11 protein-coding genes and 2 pseudogenes are annotated in these 18,721 nt (G+C 70.8%); 1 reads left to right on the top strand and 12 read right to left on the bottom strand.

Features of this window, described 5'->3' with window-relative positions; translation table 11 throughout:
* Positions 1 to 2: 2 nt before the first annotated feature.
* From STRVI_RS25985 to STRVI_RS25930, 12 genes and pseudogenes are all read right to left on the bottom strand, one after another.
* A complete protein-coding gene (locus STRVI_RS25985; RefSeq protein WP_014058610.1) occupies positions 3 to 1,244 on the bottom strand; it encodes a membrane protein in 1,242 nt (413 codons plus the stop codon).
* Between the two features lies 1 nt (position 1,245).
* Complete coding sequence (locus tag STRVI_RS25980) at positions 1,246 to 2,763, bottom strand: right-handed parallel beta-helix repeat-containing protein (RefSeq protein WP_014058609.1); 1,518 nt, start codon at positions 2,761 to 2,763, stop codon at positions 1,246 to 1,248.
* A gap of 8 nt (positions 2,764 to 2,771) precedes the next feature.
* Positions 2,772 to 4,757 carry a heparinase II/III family protein gene (locus STRVI_RS25975; protein WP_014058608.1) on the bottom strand — a complete coding sequence of 662 codons (1,986 nt, stop codon included), beginning with the start codon at positions 4,755 to 4,757 and terminating at the stop codon, positions 2,772 to 2,774.
* A complete protein-coding gene (locus STRVI_RS25970; protein ID WP_014058607.1) occupies positions 4,754 to 6,952 on the bottom strand; it encodes a bi-domain-containing oxidoreductase in 2,199 nt (732 codons plus the stop codon). Before STRVI_RS25970 ends, STRVI_RS25975 begins: the two co-directional genes overlap by 4 nt.
* Positions 6,953 to 6,970: 18 nt before the next feature.
* Entirely contained in the window at positions 6,971 to 8,905 is a 1,935-nt protein-coding gene (asnB, locus tag STRVI_RS25965) for an asparagine synthase (glutamine-hydrolyzing) (protein WP_014058606.1), read from the bottom strand.
* 3 nt (positions 8,906 to 8,908) lie between these two features.
* A complete protein-coding gene (locus STRVI_RS25960) occupies positions 8,909 to 10,429 on the bottom strand; it encodes a Wzz/FepE/Etk N-terminal domain-containing protein (RefSeq protein WP_014058605.1) in 1,521 nt (506 codons plus the stop codon).
* Positions 10,426 to 11,823: a Wzz/FepE/Etk N-terminal domain-containing protein gene (locus tag STRVI_RS25955; RefSeq protein ID WP_014058604.1), complete on the bottom strand. Its 1,398-nt coding sequence runs from the start codon at positions 11,821 to 11,823 to the stop codon at positions 10,426 to 10,428. Before STRVI_RS25955 ends, STRVI_RS25960 begins: the two co-directional genes overlap by 4 nt.
* Positions 11,820 to 13,100: a glycosyltransferase family 4 protein gene (locus tag STRVI_RS25950; RefSeq protein WP_043239798.1), complete on the bottom strand. Its 1,281-nt coding sequence runs from the start codon at positions 13,098 to 13,100 to the stop codon at positions 11,820 to 11,822. The genes STRVI_RS25955 and STRVI_RS25950 overlap by 4 nt, the downstream gene beginning before the upstream one ends.
* Entirely contained in the window at positions 13,090 to 14,415 is a 1,326-nt protein-coding gene (locus STRVI_RS25945) for a nucleotide sugar dehydrogenase (protein ID WP_014058602.1), read from the bottom strand. The genes STRVI_RS25950 and STRVI_RS25945 overlap by 11 nt, the downstream gene beginning before the upstream one ends.
* A gap of 70 nt (positions 14,416 to 14,485) precedes the next feature.
* Complete coding sequence (locus tag STRVI_RS25940) at positions 14,486 to 15,964, bottom strand: sugar transferase (protein ID WP_078505399.1); 1,479 nt, start codon at positions 15,962 to 15,964, stop codon at positions 14,486 to 14,488.
* 946 nt (positions 15,965 to 16,910) lie between these two features.
* A pseudogene (locus STRVI_RS53665) lies at positions 16,911 to 17,132 on the bottom strand (helix-turn-helix domain-containing protein); the annotation flags it as partial.
* Positions 17,133 to 17,423: 291 nt separating this feature from the next.
* Complete coding sequence (locus tag STRVI_RS25930) at positions 17,424 to 18,053, bottom strand: DUF4352 domain-containing protein (protein WP_014058599.1); 630 nt, start codon at positions 18,051 to 18,053, stop codon at positions 17,424 to 17,426.
* A gap of 168 nt (positions 18,054 to 18,221) precedes the next feature.
* On the opposite strand from STRVI_RS25930, the pseudogene STRVI_RS52895 reads away from it, so the two are divergent.
* Positions 18,222 to 18,341: pseudogene (locus tag STRVI_RS52895) on the top strand (HipA family kinase); the annotation flags it as partial.
* Positions 18,342 to 18,721 lie beyond the last annotated feature (380 nt).

The following is an 18,721-nucleotide window of genomic DNA, read 5'->3' as shown; positions in this document are numbered from 1 at the left end:
GCTCAAGGAACCTCCGATCTACGGGCCCAGCGGGGGATGTGTCGTCGGGGGAGTTCGGGCGTCGAGAGGGGAGTCGCCGCGGCGGGTGCCGCCAACAGCGAGGCGGCCAGGGCCAGATGCAGCAGATACGGCGAGGCGTCGCCCAGCCCGGCCTCGGTGTACGACGCGATGGCGCAGTAGCTGATCAGGAAGATCGCGCAGGCCCTCTGCAGCGATGGTGGCCGCAGCAACGCGACGCCGCCCAGCACGATGATGATCGCCGAGACGAGGGTGACGCCGATCAGACCCTGCTCGTGGTAAACGGCCAGCCAGCTGTTGTCGATCGGCAGCCCGCCGAACGACTTGTCGCCCAGGCCCACGCCGAACAACTTCTCCGAGGTCGACCGGGGCGCGGCCAGCAGGGCGTCCCAGACCTTGGCCCGACCGGTGAGGTTGGAGAAGTTCTCCTTGCTCTGTCCGCGCAGGAACCACGCTTGCAGCGCGGAGGCGAACGCCACCGCGGCCACCGCGGCGCACAGCACCGCCCAGGCGAAGAACCGGCGGGCGGCGGCGCTGGTCAGGATGAGCGAGCCGATCGCCAACGCCAACCCGATGAACAGGCCGAGCGTGGCCGTCCGGGTATGGGTCAACGCGAGCAGGACGAGTGACGGCACGATGACCACCGTGGCGCCGGCCTTGTCGGTCCGGCGGCCCAGCACGAGCAGCACGGTGAGCCCGATGATCACCGCGGCGTACTGTCCGATCTGCGGCGGGGTGAGCGGCCACAACGCGCCGACCAGCCGCCCGCCGTAGAGCTCGGGCATGGCCGCGCCCGGTGAGACGACCAGGCCGGCGGCCACCGACCCGAGCACCGCGAAGTACATCCGGATGTGGTGTCGGACGAACGTCAGGCCGCCGTCCCACCAGCGGCTGAGCAGCCACAGCGTGCCGATGAAGAGAGCCAGCCGGGCGCAGCGGAACAGCGCACCGAACCCGGACTCCAGGTCCGCGCTGGAGATCACGCTCGGCACCAGCAGCAGGGTGAGCAGGAACAAGCAGGCGCTGGCTCGGATGCGCAGCCGGAGATTGACTGCGAGCGCCAGCGCGAACGCGGCGACCAGCGCACCCATGGTGACCATCTGGATGAGGGAGCGGGGCAGCGGGATGATGGTCTTCGCCCCGGCGGAGCCGAGCGTGTTGAGGACCAGCAGCCCCCAGACCGTCCCGACGACCTTCGAGGTGTGCGACGCGTGGTCGGTGCTCATCTCAGCCACCGTCCCGTGCGCGGAAGGTGCTGCCCGCGTCCTGCTGGTACGGCGTGCCCTGCCACTGCCAGGAGTCGAGTATCCGGCTCGGGTCGTGGGCGACGAATTTCCATGGTCCGAGGTAGACGTTGTCGTGCCAGCGGTTGTGCTGCTTGCGGGTGATCGCCTCGGCCACCCGCTCACCCTGGTACGGCGACCAGTCCGGATAGGTGCCGTAGTTGGCCAGTACCGCCATTCGGTCGCACTTCCCCGTGCAGTCGACGACGGACTTGTCCAGCACGAAGCGGTTCTTGTGGATGTCCACCCGCTGGGTCTTCCACCGGCAGTCGGCGTAGAGCGGTGCGGTGGCGATCGCCGGCTGTGCGCAGCGGTCGGTGTTCTTCACCAGCAGCGTGCAGTCACCGGAGGAGGTGTTGGCCGGGCTGTTGCAGAACCGGTCGGCGTTTTCCCACAGAGTGATCCCCGACCAGTTGTTCTCCAGCACGTTCCGGTAGATCTCGATCTTGTCCGTGCGGGCTCGGATCCGTGGTTCGCCGCCGGACTCGGACAGGTAGACGGTCGGATACGGGAAGGTGTCGCCGCGGTCGGCGTACCTGCGGCCCTCGACCCAGTTGTTCCGCCGGATCGTGTTCTTCCGGATGACCGCGTTGTAGCTGGTCTCGTAGATCAGCGCGGCACCGTCGTTGGCCTCGAGCACGTTGTTCTCGATGCGGAAGTCGTTGTTGTTGGTGTCCGCCCACAACCCTGTTCCGCGGTTGTCGTGTACCCAGTTGCCGCGTATGTCGGCGCCGTTGACGGCCCAGAACTTGATGCCTCCGGTGCAGCCGCAGCCCTCCCGCCGCCGCTCCCAGTCGCCGGTGTTGTTGCCCACGATCTCGTTGCCCTCGACCACCAGGCCGCTGATACGGCCTTTGGCCTTGTACGCGTTCATGCCGTACTGACCGTTGTCGCGCAGGCAGCTCGCGCGGACCTGCTGGCGGGCACCGGCCATCAGCCCGGCACCTGAGTTGTTCCGGATCGTCGCGTGCTCGATCACCCACCCGTCGGCCGAGTCATGGTTGACCACGCCCTCGTCGTGCGGCGCGACGAAACCCCGCACGGTCAGGTAGCGGATGGTGACGTTGCGGGCAGTACCGCCGAACGCGTACTGGTTCTTCTTCCGGCCGTCGAGCACCGCGCCCGGCGCACCGAGGTAGCGGTCCCCCTCCTTGGGGATGACCTGGGCGTAGCGGTCGGGCTCGAGCCTGTGCTTGCCCGGTCGAAGCCAGAACGTGGTGTTCCGGGGGCTGCCCTTGGTCTTCGCGGCCAGGTCACCGGCCACCGCGGGGTCGACCGTCACCGCGCCCGCCGGCGCCCTCGCCGGCCCGGCCGCGGGCTTGGCGCACACCCGCGCCACGGACGTGGATGGCACAGCGGTCGGCTTCGCCCGGGCGCCCGGCGTGCTCTCACAGCCGGTCGCCGCCAGCAGGGCCAGCGCCAGCGGTGCCGCCAACGCCCAGTGCCGCCTCTTGATCCCCACTCGCCCCCCTAGCCGCGGAACCTGAGCACGGTGGTGAACTCCCCCAACAGCGCAGTGCCGTCGGCGAAGCCGGTGCCGACCAGCGTGGTGGCAGGTTCCTTGCGCCCGAATCCGGCGGAGTACCAGCCCAGCGGCGGGTCGGTCTCGCCGCGATGCGCCCGCCAGGACAGTTGCCCGGGCAGGTCGAGCACCGCGGAACGCCCCTCGCCGTCCCGGGTCCAGGTGAGCACTGCCCGGTTCCCCACCAGGTCCGCGGCGATCGCCGGGCCGAGGTGGAACGCCAGGCGTACGTCCCGGCGCGGACCGCGCACCTTGTCGACCACCCTCAACTCCTGACTCGCGGTCGCCAGTTCCACCCGGCGGCGGTGCACGGACTGCTGGTAACCGTCGTGCTCGGCACACCAGCGGGCCGTCCCCCCGTCGGAGGTGTCCGATGTGTCCGCGGTCAGGACACGGCTGCGGGCATGCCGGGTCCACAGGAACGGGCCGCCGGAGACGGACTGGTCACCGCCATCCAATTGCAGGGTGTTGTGGCCGAGGGTCGACCGGAAGTACTGCCGCCACTCGGGTTGCCCGTGGTAGCAGAACGTCCCCGGGTCGGCGAGCACGTCGACCCCGTCGTGCCGGACCTCCACGGACAGCGCGTCCGCGTGGGCATGTGCGGCGATGGACAGGAAACCGTGCGGACCACCGTCGCAGCGGCACCAGATCTCTCCCGGACCGCGCAGGACGGTGAGCCCCGCGTCGGCGAAGTGGCCCGGTCGGCTTGGCGGGCGGGTCACGACCGGTGCGGCCGCGATCTTCGAGTACGGCCGGATGAGCGCGGCCAGCAGCGGGGTACGCACATCGGTACCGGTCACTTCCGGCCACCAGGCGAGCCGGCTGAACACGGCGTCCCCGGTGGCCAGCAGCGAGGCCCAGCGGTCGGTGCCCGCGCCGTCCACGACCAGACCGTGCCCGTCGTCCGCGTCCCCCTGGCGCGGCGGACGTAACCGGCTGTCCACGACGGCCGCGAGCGCGTCGGTCATCCGCAGCAGCAGCAGCCGGATGGACGCGGGGACCGGCACGCGGGCGGCATCCGCCTCGGCCACCGCGGCCAGGCCGAGCTCCAGTACCAGTCCGTGATACTCGGTGGCCAGCTCGCGGTTGAGGCCGGAGTCGAAGGTGTTGCCGCGCAGATGCCGCTCCAGCGACCGCAGCGCGCCGGCCCGCCAGCGCGCCGAGGCGGGAAACCAGCCGAACGCGCAGGCCGCGGCGAACTGCCCAGCGGCCTCGGCGATGACGTGGTTGTTCGCCGAGGATCCCCGGCTGGGGAAGGCGGCCAGCCAGCGCTGGTGGTGCCAGATCTGGTTCAGCGCCACCGGGTTTCCCTCGAACAGCCCAGCCGCGCCCGGCCAGCCGTCGAGCAGTCGGCGGATCCACACCCAGGACAGCAACCGGATCCCCAGCTCGATGCCGCTGATCCAGTGCACGCCGCGCAGCGGTGGGTTGGCCGCCCACCACGACCGCAGGTGCGCGGCCACGCGCTCGGCGTACCGCTCGTCCCCAGTGATCGCGTAGGCGGCGGCGAGCACGGTGAGGTACTGATGCCGGGACAGCTCCCAGATCTGCTTGATGTCGCCGACCGCGTCCTCGTTCCGGTACGGCAGGTTGAAGGAGTAGCCCCACGGAGCCCGGCGCCCGGTCTTCGGGTCGCACCACCAGTCCGGGTCGGCCAGATCGTCGCGGACCACCCCGAAGTACTCGGCGTGCCCGTACATCAGCCGGTCCGCCTCGGCGATGAGGCGTTTCGCGGCGTCCGGTGGCACCGCGGCGATCGTCCCGGCGGGCAGTACCGCGGTGAACCGGGCACCGGTCACGCTCGGGCAGTCCGGCCGCGCCGACCGCCACCGCCGCCTGCGCACCGCGTCGCCCGCCCGGCCCGCGACCTCCTGCGGCCCCATCCGGGACAGCCGCCGCAGGTACCAGCCCAAACTCCCCGAGTTCACCGTCATCGCGCCCTCGCCAACGTCACCGGCGCACCGCCGGCCAGGCCGGTCCGCACGGCGAGGGTGGCCGCCGTGGTGGCGACCAGCGACTCCAGCGGCACCGGCATCGGCCCGCCGGTCCGCACGGCCTTGATGAACGCGGCCAGCTCGGCGGACTGGCCCTTGTCCCGGGCCTTGGGCAGCCGCGAACTGATCCACCGCTTGCGGCCGCCATCGTAAACAGCGGCACGGACGAAGTCGTCGAGCCGCAGCGCCTTGCCATCGGCGACCAGGTCCAGCGTCTCCTTGGGGAAGCCGGCCGGGCCGGTGGTGACGTAGCTGATGGTGGCGGCGGACCCGTCCGGGTAGCGCAGCACGATCTGCAGGTCCTCGTTGCCGGAGGTGGCGACCGCGTACACCGAGACCGGGTCGGAATCGAGCAGCCAGCTCGCCGTGTCGATGAAGTGTCCGCCCTCGCCGGCGAACCGCGAGCCCTCGGTGCCTTGCTGGAGGTACCAACTGCCGTGCGCGAGGCGGCCCGCGTTGACCAGGTAGCGGAGGTTCGCCGGACCGGTCCGGGCGCCGAACCGCTTCCTGGCCTCCTGCAGCAGCGGCGCGAACCGGCGATTGAAGCCCACCTGCAGCCGGTCGTTGCCGGACTCCTCCACCGCCGCGAGCACGCCGGTCAGTTCGTCCTCGGTGAGGGCCAGGGGCTTCTCCACGAACACGGGCTTGCCGGCCAGCAGTGCCCTTCGGGTCAGTTCGGCGTGTGAGCTGTGCCGGGTGACCACGAACACCGCGTCGATGGACGGGTCGCCGAGCACGGCGTCGAGATCGGTCGTCGCCTCGGCGAAGCCGAACTTCCGCTGCGCGTTGGCCGCGGACAGCGCCGTCGTGGTGACGACGGTCGACAACACGACTCCGTCGCGCGGTGCCAGATGCGGCAGCAGCATCGACGTCGCATAGTTTCCCGCGCCGACGAAAGCGAGGCGCACCGGCGTCGGGAGGGCCCGGGCCGGGCTGGACGCTCCACCGCCGCGTGGCTTCACCGCGGGCACGGCCACCGCCGGGGCCGCCGCTTCCCCCGTTTCCTGCGCGGGTTCGGGATACCGGAACAGCACGGCCACGGCCTTCAGGTCGCCGTCCTTCAGGCGCTGGTACGTCTCGACGGCGTCGTCGAAGTCGGCGATGTGGGAGACCAACGGCTCCACGTCGACATTGCCGTGGGCGAGGAGATCGAGGAAGCACGCCAGGTTGCGGCGCTCGGTCCAGCGCACGTAGCCGATCGGGTAGTCCCGCCCCTCCAGCTCGTACTCCGGGTCGTAGCGACCGGGGCCGTAACTGCGGGAGAACCGGACGTCGAGCTCTTTCTCGTAGTACGCGTTCCACGGCAGGTCCAGGCGGCACTTGCCGATGTCGACGACCCGGCCGCGGTCCCGGCAGAGCCGGGCGGCCAGCTCGACGGGCTGGTTGCTGCCGCCGCCGGCGGCCAGATACACCTGGTCCACGCCGTGGCCGCCGGTGAGCTCGGCGACGGCAGTCTCCACGGCCGCGGACGCGGGATCGCCGCAGGCCACAGCACCCAGGCGCTCCGCGAGGTCGCAGCGCACCGGGTCGGGGTCGGCCCCGACGACACGGACCCCCGAGGCGGTGAGGAGCTGCACCACCAGTTGCCCGATCAGCCCGAGGCCGATGACCAGCGCCACCTCGCCGAGCCGAGACTCGCCCTGGCGGACGCCCTGCATCGCGATCGACCCGACGGTGCCGAAGGCCGCGTGCCGCGGCGCGAGGCCGTCCGGCACCCGGGCGTAGAGGTTCTTCGGCACCCAGTTCAGCTCGGCGTGCAGCGCGTGCTCATTGCCGGCGCAGGCCACCAGATCGCCGACCTTCACATCGTCGATCCCGGCGCCGACCTGCTCGACCACCCCGCACAGCGAGTAGCCCAGCGGCGTGTAGGAGTCCAGCTTGCCCATCAGCTTGCGGTAGGTGGCGGGCACCCCGTTGGTGGCCACGCTCTGCATGACCTTGGCCACCTGGTCGGGCCGGGAGCGGGCCTTGCCCAGCATCGACATGCCGGCCTCGGACACCTTCATGAGCTCGGTCCCGGTGGAGATCAGCGAGTAGGCGCTGCGGACCAGCACACCGCCCGGCTTGCACCCCGGCACCGGCACGTCGAGCACCGCCAGCTCGCCGCTCTTGTAGTTCTGCACAACCTGTTTCACCCGAACTCCTCCGCATTCCTAAGCCGTTAACCGAGTGCTCTGGCCGGACCCAGAGGTCGCGTCGCGATACCAGTACTCGAGGGTCAGCACATGCCACAGATGTTTGGAGAAGTCCCGCTGTCCGGCGGCGTCCTCGGCGACCATCCGCGCCAGCGCGTCGCGGCGCAGGAACCCGGAACGGACGAGCACGCCGTCGCCCACCACCTCGCGCACCAGCGGTGCCAGATCCCGGCTCATCCAGGCCCGCAGCGGGGCGCTGAACAGGCCCTTGGGCCGGTACACGATCTCCCGGGGCAGGATCGAGGCGGCCGCCTCCTTGAGTACGGCCTTGCCCTGCCGTCCGACGATCTTGCGATCGCCGGGCACGGCGAACGCCGCCTTGACCACCTCGACGTCCACGTACGGCACCCGCACCTCGGTCGACGCGGCCATGCTGGAGCGGTCCGTGTACGTGAGGTTCAGGCCCGGCAGGAACATCCGGGCGTCGCCCAGACACATGCGGTTGACGAAGTCGTCGAGGTCATTGTCCTGGTAGATGTCCGCATGTTCGGTCAGCACGTCCTCGACCGTCCCGGCCAGGTCCGGGTCGATCAGGGCGAGCAGCTCGTCCTGGTCGTACATGGTGTAGCTGCGCCGGAACGCGGTCTCCTCCGGCAGATCGGCGAAGGAGAGGAACCGCTTCGCGAAGCGCACCGACCGGTACCCCCGGCGGGACGTGGCGACCGGCAGCCGGTCCACGGCCGCGGACACCCCGCGCCGCAGGGGCCGCGGGACGCGCTGGTAGCGCAGCGCAAGCAGATTGGCCAGGTGCTTGCGGTAGCCGGCGAACAGCTCGTCGGCACCCATCCCCGAGAGCATCACCTTGACCCCGGCCTCCCGGGCGGCCGAGCAGATCAGGAAGGTGTTGATCGCGGCGGGATCGCCGATCGGCTCGTCCAGGTGGTACGTCATCTGCGGCAGCAGGTCGAGCACGTTCGGAGCGATCTCGATCTCATGCAGGTCGACGCCGAACTGCTCGGCCACCCGCCGGGCATGGCGCAGGTCGTCCGGCATCGCCTCGAACCTGGCGTCCTCGGCGCGGAACCCGATCGTGTACGCGGAGATCCCGGGTCGGTCGCGGGCCGCCAGCGCGGTCAGGTAGCTGGAGTCAAGACCGCCGGAGAGGAAGGTCGCCACGGGTACGTCGGAGAGCAGGTGGCGCCGAGTCGACTCCTCGACGATGGCACCGACATCCGGCTGCTCGCCGGCCAGGGCCCGCTCCCGCCCCTCGGCGGCGACGGCCTTCAGGTCCCAGAACCGGCCGCGCTCCACCCGGCCGTCGGCCCGGAATCGCAGCCAGTTCCCCGGCGGCAGCTTCTCCGCCTCGCGGAACGCGCACCGTGAGTCCGGCACCCAGTAGTACAGCAGCGAGGCCACCAGCGCCGCATGGTCCACCTCCAGCGACCCGCCGGTGGCGGCGGCGAGTGCCTTGAGCTCGGAGGCGAACACCAGGCCCGCACCGCGCCGGAGCAGGAACAGCGGCTTGATGCCGAGCTGGTCGCGGGCGAGTACCAGGTCACCGGTGCGCTCGTCGAAGATCCCGAACGCGAACATGCCGCGCAGCCGGGGCAGGCAGTCCGTGCCCCAGCGCCGCCAGGCCTCGAGCAGCACCTCGGTGTCGGAAGTACCGCGGAAGCGCACCCCGGCGGCCGCCAGCTCGGCACGCAGCTCGGGCGCGTTGTACAGCTCGCCGTTGTACGTCAGGGCGAGGCCGTCCGAGACCATCGGCTGGGCGCCGGTCCCGGACAGGTCGATGATGGCCAGCCGGCGGTGCCCGAGGTGTACTTCGCCGTCACCGGCGCGGTGGCTGTACCGGCCCGCCCCGTCCGGACCGCGGTGGGCGAGGGTGTCGGTGAGCCGGTCGGTCACGACCTTCCCGTCCGGCCATCGGTACGTGCCTGCGATGCCACACATGTCCTACTGCACCTCCTGGTCGCTGTCCGGGACCCGTGCGGCCCACATCGGCAGCCGCTCCGTCCGTGGCCGGCCCTGCACGTTCTGCCGGGCCGGCCGCTCGCCATGGCCCCGCAGCGCGATGTGCGGCCCGTCCCACAACGTGCCGTCGGTCCGGTCACGCGGATCGGGGTCGATCAACACCACACCGATCACCGGAATGCGCTGGTCCGCGAGCTGCCGCGCCACGGTGTGCAGCCATGCGGCGCTGCCGTGCCCGGCACGCACGACGAGCACGGTCTCGGTGCCGAGGTACCGGAGGTCGGTCCACGCCGTGCCGGGCGCGACCGAGCCGACTCCGAGCCGGCGCTCCCGATCCGGCACGGCCGCGGCACGCTCGCCGCCGACCACGGTCGGGTCGCCTGGCTTCGGGCGGCGGCCTGCGAGCTGCGGGCCGGGCAGCCCATCGACGATGACCACTGGGCCGTCCGCCGCCAGTGCCCTGGCGACGTCCAGGGCGATCTCGCTCGTGCTGCGCGCACAGCCCAGTTCCAGCAGCGACACCGGTTCCGCGGAGTCGCGCACGGTGCGGGCCAGGGACGCGGTGAGCCTTGTCCGTGCCGCCCGGGTGCGTCGGCGCTGCCACCGCCTGCCCGACCGGCGCGGCAGCTCCGCGATGACGGAGGCGCCGAGGTTCGCCGCGATCTCCCGGCGCAGCACGGGGCGGTCCGCCACCACCGTGCCGACCGCGGCCAGCGCGAGCCCGAGGACGAGCCCGAGGACGAGCCCGATCGCGGCGTCGGTGACGGCGGCCTTGGGCAGGGAGTACCGCACCGCGCGCGGGTCGTCCACGATCTGCGTGCCAGAGACGACCTTGGGCGTGCCGGTGCGCGCCTCCGCGGCGCGCTGGTCGAATTCGGCGATCCGCGAGTTGAGCTCGGCGCGGCGGGCGAAGAGCGACTCGATGCCCGCCGACGCTTTCGGATCGCTCTCCGGCGATCGCTCTCCGATCTCCTTGTTGACCTGGACGAGTTCGTCCCGCATACGGTCACGCTGGTCGAGCAGGGCCTTGGACTCGGCCTTCGCGGTGTCCCGCATCCGCCGCATATGGTCCGCGACGAACGCGTCGGCCAGCGCCTTGGCGCGGGCCACCGCCTGCGCGTCGCTGTCGCCGGTCACAGTGATCTGCAGCAGGTTGTTGGTCAAGCCGGTACCCCGGTAGTCCTGCATGAAGTCTTCAGGTTTTTCCGGGGACTTGAGGGACTGCAGGGCCTTGTCGGCGATCCGCGTGGTGTGCAGCAGTGCCACGTCGGTGCGGATCAGCGTTCCGGTGTCGTTCGGCTGGTCCTCCTTGTGCGCGACCAGCACCTTGGTCACCGCGGTCGGCGGCGGCGGCAGCAGGACCGCCAACGCCGCGCCGACCAGCAGCCCCAGCAGCGCCAAGGAGCACCACAGGCGGCGGCGCCTGCGCACCGCCACCACCAGCGCCTGCAGGTCCAGCAGCGGAACGGAGGCCGACGACTCCGAAGTCTTGCTCGTCGTCACACTGAACCTCCCGGCGCGTGGCCGCGAACCGTGAGCGCAGGCGTGACGGCATCCCGAGGAGGGCCGGCAGACCGTGTCGGACGGGCCCGGACCGTGTCGGCGACGACGATGCCGACGACCTCATGCCCCGCGTCCGCACACGCCTCGGCGACGTCGGCGAGCTCCTCCGCGGTCCGACTGCCCGCGCTGAGCACGACCAGGGCACCGGACTCGGTGTCGCGGTCCGGCACCATCGGCTGGGACACCGATACCCCCACCACCCGCAGCATCGGGTATCCCCTGCTCGAAGAGGTCGGGGAAGGATCGCTCTCGGCCTCGGCGACGAGCTGCCCGGCGGCGCGGAGGGCGACCTCGTCGCCGTCCGGGACGACAACCAGCAGCCGCCGGGGGGCCGGTAGCTGGTCCCGGAGGCGGGCGCACACCCGCCGGTAGCGGAGCTGCCTGCCGGCCTCGTCGCCGGACGTCCGCGGGGTCGGTATGTCCCACCGGATGTCGACGCCCAGCAGCCGGCGGATCCGGGCCCGCGGGCCACGGCCTTCCGGCCGGTGCGCGGACCGTTCACCAGGTACCTCGACGGTACCCAGCAGCGGGGAGCCCAGCGCCGCGGCGATCTCCGGCGCGGTGCGCAGTCGGCGACTCATCCGAGCGGCGGCGAGATGGCCGATGACCGCGAGCAGGAAGAACAGCAGCGCCCCGGCGACGATGAACTGCGTCCTCGTCGGCGCTGCCTCGCCGGTCGGCCGGGCCGCCGGCCCCATGACGACCATGTTGGCCCGGTTGGTCGTCGGGTCGGCCTCGTCCAGCTTTTTCACGGCCTCCTGCAGCGCGGTACGCAGCTTCGCGAGCTCGGTGCGAGCCTGCACGCTCTCCACGGTCTGCCCCGGATCTGCCGCCTCGGCCAGGTCGGTGATGCGGCGGTTGGTCTGCACCACCATCTTCCGCAAGTCCTCGGGCCCGGCCGCCGATTCGGGGTCGGTGTTGTCGCCCGCGAGCCGCGCGGCGAAGGTGATGAATTGCTGGGCCACCTGGTCGCAGAGCCGCCGCGCACGCTCCGGGGTGTCGGCCGTACCCGAGATCTTGATGATGTTCCCGTCGGCGGCCTCGGCGCTCACCCGATCCCGCAGCTCGCGGCCGCTGACCCCGGGCCGGCCGAGCGTGGCAGCCGCGCGGTCGACCACCACCGAACTGGTCGCGATCTCCGCCTGAGTCAGCAGCTCGCGCTCCTCCCACTGCCCCGGCAGCAGTACCGATGCCGACGTCGTGTACCGCGGCGGAAACAGCGAAGAGGTGCCGTAGCCGACGAGCGCACCCAGCACGGCGAGGACGGTGAGAAGCCGCCAGCGCCGACGGAGCATCCGCCCGATCGTGACCAGGCGTATCGTGTCATCGCTCAACGGTGCGGCCTCTTCCCTGGCCGCACCGGGTCGCCCGCCGACACCGGAGTGTGGTCGCGGCAGGCAGCGGCGTAGGCGGCGAGCAGCGACGCTTGCGAGTTCCGCCAGGAGAGCGGCCCGCCGATCCGCTCCTGGCCGATCTTGCCCATCCGGGCCCGCTTCTCCGGATCGTCAAGGAGCAGCGCGATGAGCCCCGCGAATTCGGCCTCGTCGTTGGCGGGTGCGTAGACGGCGGCGTCACCGGCGGAGACGCGCGCCTCCCGGAGGTCGAACGAGACGATCGGCCGGCCCATCGCCATGTACTCCAGGACCTTGTTCATGGTCGACACATCGTTGAGCGGATTGCGCGGGTCGGGGGAGAGGCACACGTCCGCGGTGGACAGGTAGCGCACCAGGTCGGCGTCCGGGATGCGTCCGGTGAACTGCACCTGCTCGGAGAGCCCGAGCCGCCGGGACAGGTCCACCATCGCGTCGAAGGCGTCGCCGGCGCCGACGAACACCGCATGCCAGTCGGTCCGTCCGAGCTCGTCGCGCAGCTTCGCGAGGGCCCGCAGGGCGTAGTCGACGCCGTCCTGAGGGCCCATGACGCCGAGGTAGCACAGCAGATGAGGCTTGCCGCGCTTCAACTCCAACTCGGGCGGCACCGGTTGGAACCGGTCGGTCTGGGGCGCGCTGCGCACCACGAAAACGTCCTCCGGCCTCCGGCCGCCACGGCGCAGCGCGACGTCCCGGTAGCTCTCGTTCGTGGCGAGCACGATGTCCGCGGCCCGGTAGGTCAGCCATTCCAGCGCGCATACGGCGCGGTAGAGCCGGTCTTCGCCGCGGTCGAACCGGGAGAGGTACAGCTCGGGTACCAGGTCGTGCTGGTCGAAGACGAACCGCGCGCCGCGCCGCTTCAGCCACCGTGCCGGCAGGAACAGCAGGTCGGGCGGGTTGCAGGCATGGACCACGTCGACCGGGCCGACCTTGCGGGCCAGCCGGACCGTGTGCCACAGCGCCGATCCGTACTCCCGCAGGTACCCGGCCGGTCCTCCGGTGGCCGCGCGCAACGGGTAGCGGTGGATCCGCACCCCGTCGATCTCCGCCTCGGGCTCCGTGTCCCGCTTTTCCCCCCGGGGACTGATGACGTGCACCTCCCAGCCCGCGTCGCGCAGCGTCGTGCACTCCTGCCACACCCGCCGGTCGAACGGCACCGACAGGTTCTCCACCAGGATCAGCGCGCGCCGGGCCGGCCGGGCGCCGCCGGCTGTGTCATCAAACGACGTGTCACCAAGCAAGGCCCACGTACCCCGGTTCGGCCCGGCGCGCATCGGCGTCGGGAAGGTGGATGAGGTCGACGATCACCGGGCCGTCGCCATGTGGCAGCGCCGACAGCACGGCCGGATCCCTGGTTCCGACCAGGCACACCTCGGCATGCTCGAGCACCTCGTCGACGGAGTCCGCGAGTAGCTGCGCGAGGTGCGGCAGCCGGGACTCGATGTACTCGCGGTTCGCGCCGATCAGCCGGGAGAGGCTCACATTGGCGTCGTGGATCCGCAGGTCGTACCCCTTGCCGAAGAGCCGCTCGGCCAGCTCGACGAGCGGGCTCTCGCGGAGGTCGTCGGTGCCGGGTTTGAAGGACAGCCCGAACAGGCCCACCCGGCGCTTGCCGGTGCGCTCCACCAGCTCCACCGCGCGCTGCAGATGGTCGGAGTTGGAGGGCAGCACGTGGGCGAGGATGGGCACCGAGACGTCGGCCCGCCGCGCCGCGTAAACCAGGCTGCGCAGGTCCTTGGGCAGACAGGAGCCACCGAAGGCGAAGCCGGGCCGCAGGTAGGCGGGGCTGATGTTCAGCTTGCGGTCGGCCAGGAACACGTCCATCACCTGGTGCGAGTCCACCCCGAGCGCCCGGCACACCGCGCCCAGCTCGTTCGCGAAGCCGATCTTGAGGCCGTGGAACGCGTTGTCCGCGTATTTGATCGCCTCGGCTGTCGGGACCGGCACCCGGAACACCTCGCCGGGCAAGCCGTCGTACAGCGCCGTCACCGCGTCGCCGCTCGCCGGGTCGAGCTCGCCGATGACGGTCTTGGGCGGGTCGAAGAAGTCCCGCACACTCGTGCCCTCGCGCAGGAACTCCGGGTTGACCGCGACCCCGAAGTCCACCCCGGCCGTGCCGCCGACGGTCTTCTCCAGGATCGGCACCAGCAGGTTCAGGCAGGTGCCCGGGAGCATGGTGCTGCGGAACACGACGGTCTGCCGGCCCCCCTGCTCGGCCCCCTCGGCCAGTGCGGCGCCGATCTGCTCGGTGACCCGCTCCAGATATGTGGTGCACAGGCTGCCGTTGGGCTCCGACGGCGTGCCCACGCAGACCAGCGACACCTCGCTGTCCATGATCGCCTCGCGGACGTCGCCGGTGGCGCGTAACGCTCCGGTCCGCACGGCCTCGGCGATGAGCTCGCCGATCCGCTCCTCGACCACCGGGGCCTTGCCGTCGTTGACCAGGTCGACCTTCACCTGGTTGACGTCCACCCCGATGACCTGGTGCCCCATGCCGGCCAGGCACGCGGCCGACACGCAGCCCACGTAGCCGAGCCCGAAAACGCTGACTCTCATGACCCGTTTCTCCCCCCAGGCAGGCCCTTTCGGCCTGCGGTCCGCGCGACGGTCGGACGACCTCCGCGCATCAGTAGGCCCCCTGCCCGTGGAGCACCGCACGCAGCGTCTTCCACAAGATCACTGTGTCCAGGGCGAGCGACCAGTCCTCCACGTACCGCAGGTCGAGGCGGACCGCCTCCTCCCACGGCAGGTCGCTGCGTCCGCTGATCTGCCACAGGCCGGTGAGTCCGGGCTTGACCAGCAGCCGCCGCCGGATGTCCGGGCCGTACGCGGCGGACTCCTCCGGTAGCGGAGGCCGCGGTCCGACGAGCGACATCGATCCGGTGAGCACGTTGAAGAGCTGCGGGAGCTCGTCGAGCGAGTACCGGCGCAGCACCGCTCCCACCCGGGTCACCCGCGGATCCCGGCGGAGCTTGAACAGCAGGCCCGCGCCCTCGTTGCGGTCGGCCAGCTCCGCACGTGCCCCGTGGGCCCCGGCGGCCATGGTGCGGAACTTGAGAATGGTGAACTCGCGGCCGTCCTTGCCGACCCTGCGCTGGCGGTAGAACGCCCCACCCCGACTGTCCACCAGCACGAGCAGTCCGACGAGCACCATCAGCGGCGCGAACAGCACCAGCAGGACCGCCGCGCCCACCCGGTCGACAACCCCCTTGATCGCCCGGCGGCCCCCGGTGAAGGTCGGCATGCTGACCCGCAGCAGCGGGATCCCGAGCACCGCGTCGACGTGCAGCCGCGGGCCGGCCACCTCCATCAGCACGGGGGCCACGACCATCTCGGCATCGCTGCCTTCGAGGTTCCAGGCCAGCCGCTGCAGCCGGTCCGGTGACCAGTGCGGGTCCGGTGTGACCGCGACGACACGGTAGCCGTCGTGGCGGACGTGCTTGGCGACGTCCGTCAGTCGGCCGACGACCCGCACGCCGTCCAGTTGGTCACTGTCGAGCCCGCGACCGTCCGTCGTGCACACCGCCTCCACCCGCCAGCCGAGGTGCGGGAACCTGCGGGTTCGGGTGATCAGGTCGCGCACGGTGGCCGGGCTCCCGGCAGCGAGTACCGGTCTCAGGCACCGTCCTTCCTTGCGCTGTTTGTGCAGCCAGAGGCGGAGCAGATACCGCGCGGTCATGGTGATGAGCGCGATCGCGGGGATCGCGACGAAGATCCAGAGCTTGATGTTGCGCGAGGTCAGGGCGATCCCGCCGAGCGCCAGGACGACGGTCGCCGCGAACAGTGAGCGTCCGAGCCGGCGGAATTCCTCGGCGCCCTGGCCGAGCACGGCCGGAGCCCATGACCGGCTCACCGCAAGCGCCCCCAGCACCAGCAGCTCGGTGCCGAATGCGAGAATTCCCCACTTCTCGTGCCAGTTGGCCGCGTCCCGGGCCCCGAAGAAGTTGCCGATCGCCGCCACCACGAAGGCGGTGGCCACGGTATCGCTGGTGATCACGGTACGGCGGTACCGCTGCTCCCAGCTGTTCGCGGGCCGGCTGACTGCCCCGTTCGCCAGACGCCCGCGCTCTGACGAAAACGGGCTGACTAATCCCCCTCGCCGCACAGAACCCCCCCAGGTCCCCAGTGGTTCGACGTGTTCGCCTCACACTGTTCCTCCCCCTCGGGAGGCGCCCCCGCCTCCCGCACTGTTCCTCCCCTCGGGAGGCCCCCGCCCCCCGTCGCGCCGTTCCTCCGCCGGGAGGCCCCCACCCCCCGCGAATGACATCCCGGATATCGCAGCGCTACTTGGACACCCCACCCGGACGGGTGCGGACTCGCATGTCCTGCCAGACTCTCGAGGTGCGTCGGAACCCGTCGAAACCTCGGGTTCTCCCCACACCCAAGGCAGCCCCTCTCGGGCTCCGAGAATTGATCAACCCCACGTCCGGCGCCGGGGACGCGCCTGCTGGCCGCCCGTAGCGCCGGACCTGTAGATCATTATTTGTCGCTCGTGTCCAAACATGTGAAGCACGGGTCAATGTAGAACATCGGGGCCCGTCTGAAGAAGAGTTGTGTGCAACTTGTGCTCAAACTTTGAAGCCGGATCCACCGAACGGTCACTGCCCGCAGAGGGTTTGACGACGAAGACGTGCCGTGTGACCTGTGATGGCGGGAGTTCTCCGGGCTACCGGCACGGGCGGTGCGGGACTCGGCACCGGGCCGCACGAGGAGCGATTTCAGGGCGTCTGCCGCACCTGCCCTTGCCGGAAATCGATGCTCTGGGGTGGCGGGCGTGCGTGGTAGAACTGCTCGAACTCGCGCAGGACACAGGCGCGGCATGGCGAACGCATTCGTCACGCCCGAGCAGGCCGGTCGCAGCGGCACGGTCGATCATGTTGCCGCGGTACCCCTTCAGGGGGTCACTTGAGGAAATCGGCCGCCCGCTCGCCCCATGTGCGGAGGTCGGCGCGGGTCTCGGACACGTGCAGGGTCGAGCCGGGGATCGTGGCGGCGAGCGTCTCCGACACGGACACCGGGTGGCCCGGGTCGCCGGCCCAGGCGAGGATCAGCGTCGGCCGGGTGTGTACGGCGTGGTGAGTGGTGGGGCGGCTGGAGCGGTCGTGCAGGCCCGCTGCCCCGTGCTGGCGGTAGCGGTGGGCCCAGCGGGCGGCGGTGGTGTGGCTGACCTGGAAGCGTTCGGCGGCCCGCCGCAGCGGCCATCTGTCGTCGACGGTGCACCGGGCCAGGCGCAGCCTGCCGGTCGGAGTCAGCGGGGCGTTACGGTGGATCAACGAGGGCCTCCTGGTGCCGGTGGTGGATGCCGCAATCCACACCGAAACCAGAGGCCCTCGCCTCGTTCAAACCCCCCTCACGGCGCGTCGCCCGTCACCAACGTGCCGGGACAGCACACCTGGAGCCTTCGCCGGATGAACCCTGCCTGCTCCACGGGGCCTGGTGCATGCAGCCACCAGGCCCCCCATCGGGACCGCCCTGAGCCCTGACAGGGCTGAGTCCCGGTCGGCGGTCACGGCGCCTTTGCAGCCCCTTCGGTCCGCTGGTGACGGCTGCCTCGGAAGATTGCCTCAGGCGAGGAGGGTCCACCTGCCGGTGTGCTCTCCGTTGGTCTGCAGGAGCGAGTCCATCTGGTACGTCACGGCCGTGATCTTCGCGTCCTGCGGCACGTTGAAGACCACCCAGCCGGTGGTCTTATCGCCCGGCTGGAGGATCATGGTGAGGTCCAGGGAGTCACCGGCGGTGGGGATACCGGGCTTGCCGGGGTACACCTTTCCGGTCGAGTCGATGACCTTCGCCCCCAGGTTGCCGGGGTCGTCGTAGGTGGCGTCGCCGGTGCTGAGGATCGTGAACTCCGCCGCGACCAGGCGCTGCCCGTCGGGGGCCGCGAAGGCCTCCAGCGACGGTTTGGCGTGGTCCTCGTACTTGGTCAGCGTGATGTCGGCCTGGACGTTGTTGCCCGTGGCACCCATACCGGGCAATCCCTCCAGCGAGAGGGTGTCACCGACCTTGGCGCTACTCGGCGTTGTGCTGCCGGGCGTGGCGTCCGGCGTCTGCTGACCGCCGGACGTCGTGGCGCCGCTGGAACCGGCGCTCTTGGTGGCTGCGGCCTTGTTGCTGTCCCCGTCCGAACCCCCGCACGCCACAAGGGCGGCGGCGAGCACGACGGCTGCGGCGGTGGACGCGATGGAGCGGTGCATGGAATTCCCCCGTAGTTGCCAGTGCGTCTGGCAGGTGTGGCGACAGAGGAATTCTGATGGCTATGTGTGGGCGTAGGGTGTCTTTCCTGTCACCAAACGGCATCAGAGGGCTGCGGCAGGCGAGGCAATCGTGGATTGCGAGGTCAGTACGTCCGATAGCCTGGGAAAGTGTTGACCGAAGTCACCGCGATCCGCTATGTCACGCCGTTGCGTGAAGGCGGTTCGCTGCCGGGCAACGTCGAGGCGGACGATCTGGGCACCTATGTCATGGAGTTGTCCAGCCGGGGCGTGGACCTGCGGCGATGCGGCCACGCCTGCGGCTGACTGCGCAGATGAGCTTTCAGCGTCTTTCAGGAGGGTGCCGCGTTATGCGGTCGATTCTCCCCAGGCGCTCCCCAGCGGGCGGTTACTCCCCAGATCCTCCCCAGGAGTTACCCCTGCCAAGGGCGCCAGCGAGACGCAGGCCGGCAGCGCAGTGGGCACGCTGAGTGACTGCTGCGGCCGCGTATGGCCAGGCCAGTTGAGGACAGAAGCGGCTGTCCGGCACGTCGATGCTCAGGTCCGTCGCGGCAACTCTCTCGCCGTTGTGAAACGACGGGCCGTAGCCCCCCAGCAGGTTCTTCGTCTGCTGGTGGTACAGGCGTCACGCGTCGCTGACCTGCGTAGAA

This window comes from Streptomyces violaceusniger Tu 4113 (assembly GCF_000147815.2).
In the GTDB taxonomy this organism is placed as follows: Bacteria; Actinomycetota; Actinomycetes; order Streptomycetales; family Streptomycetaceae; genus Streptomyces; species Streptomyces violaceusniger_A.
The sequence above is the reverse complement of the archived record's forward strand: the minus strand, read 5'-3'. Positions and strand labels throughout refer to the sequence as shown.